Source organism: Cuspidothrix issatschenkoi CHARLIE-1, from assembly GCF_002934005.1.
GTDB lineage: Bacteria > Cyanobacteriota > Cyanobacteriia > Cyanobacteriales > Nostocaceae > Cuspidothrix > Cuspidothrix issatschenkoi.
In genome coordinates this window covers 482-2,230 of the sequence record NZ_PGEM01000199.1, presented here as the reverse complement: position 1 = coordinate 2,230, position 1,749 = coordinate 482, and the positions used below count along the sequence as shown (strand labels likewise).

The window sequence follows — 1,749 nt, the reverse complement described above, 5'->3', positions numbered from 1 at the left end:
ACAAGGAATATCTCATCGCTTCCCACCTATCCTGCGCAAGCCAAGCCCGAACACAATTCCAGGCTACAGTAAAGCTTCATAGGGTCTTTCTGTCCAGGTGCAGGCAGTCCGTATCTTCACAGACATTCCTATTTCGCCGAGTCTCTCTCTGAGACACCATCCAGATCGTTACGCCTTTCGTGCGGGTCGGAACTTACCCGACAAGGAATTTCGCTACCTTAGGACCGTTATAGTTACGGCCGCCGTTCACCGGGGCTTCGGTCGCCAGCTTCACTTTCGCTGACCAGCTTCCTTAACCTTCCGGCACTGGGCAGGCGTCAGCCCCCATACGTCCTCTTTCGAGTTGGCGGAGACCTGTGTTTTTGGTAAACAGTCGCCTGGATCTCTTCACTGCGACCCACTTCTTAGGTGGGCACCCCTTCTTCCGAAGTTACGGGGCCATTTTGCCGAGTTCCTTAGAGAGAGTTATCTCGCGCCCCTTGGTATTCTCAACCTCCCTACCTGTNNNCGTAAACTCCTCCCAAACCAATCAGGGTATGGCTATCTTTCATGCGTCCCTAGTTATGCTCCCACACAATAGTTCAGGATTATTGACCTGATGTCCATCGACTACGCCTTTCGACCTCGCCTTAGGTCCCGACTAACCCAGAGTGGACGAACCTGGCTCTGGAACCCTTAGGGTTTCGGGGTGTATGATTCTCACATACATTTGCGCTACTCAAGCCGACATTCTCACTTCCGTTTCGTCCACAGCTGCTCGCCGCTACTGCTTCTTCCTACCACGGAACGCTCCCCTACCGATTAATATATTAATCCCACAGCTTCGGTACATCACTTAGCCCCGTTCATTTTCGGCGCAAGATCGCTTGACTAGTGAGCTATTACGCACTCTTTCAAGGGTGGCTGCTTCTAGGCAAACCTCCTAGTTGTCTGTGCAATCTCACCTCCTTTATCACTTAGTGATGATTTGGGGACCTTAGCTGGTGGTCTGGGCTGTTTCCCTCTTGACAATGAAGCTTATCCCCCACTGTCTCACTGGCAATGTGTTCTCTAGGTATTCTGAGTTTGTCTCGATTTGGTACCGGTCTCCCAGCCCGCACCGAAACAGTGCTTTACCCCCTAGATTTATTCATTACCGCTGCGCCTCAACACATTTCGGGGAGAACCAGCTAGCTCCTGGTTCGATTGGCATTTCACCCCTAACCACAGCTCATCCGCCGATTTTTCAACATCGGTCGGTTCGGACCTCCACTTGGTGTTACCCAAGCTTCATCCTGGCCATGGTTAGATCACCAGGGTTCGGGTCTATAAACACTGATTTATCGCCCTCTTCAGACTCGGTTTCCCTTTGGCTCCAGCATTCTCGCTTTAACCTACCAGTGCCTATAAGTCGCCGGCTCATTCTTCAACAGGCACGCGGTCATCCGTTAAATCGGACTCCCACTGCTTGTAAGCTCATGGTTTCATGTTCTATTTCACTCCCCTTCCGGGGTTCTTTTCACCTTTCCCTCGCGGTACTTGTTCTCTATCGGTCACACAGTAGTATTTAGCCTTACGAGATGGTCCTCGCTGATTCATACGGAATTCCTCGTGCTCCGTACTACTCGGGATTCAGCTACTATCCTTTGACTTTCGACTACAGGACTTTCACCCCCTCTGGTACAGTATTTAGCTGCTTCGTCTAGTCTCTAGATTCGATATCGCTGTCCCACTACCCCAACAAGTAAACCTGTTGGTTTAGGCTTTTCC

Annotated in this window: 1 rRNA gene (running past one end of the window); it reads right to left on the bottom strand. The window is 51.0% G+C overall.

The annotated features are described in order from the left end of the window. Positions 1–1,749, bottom strand: a 23S ribosomal RNA gene (locus tag CUN59_RS20015) (its annotated part continues 282 nt past the right edge of the window); the annotation flags it as partial.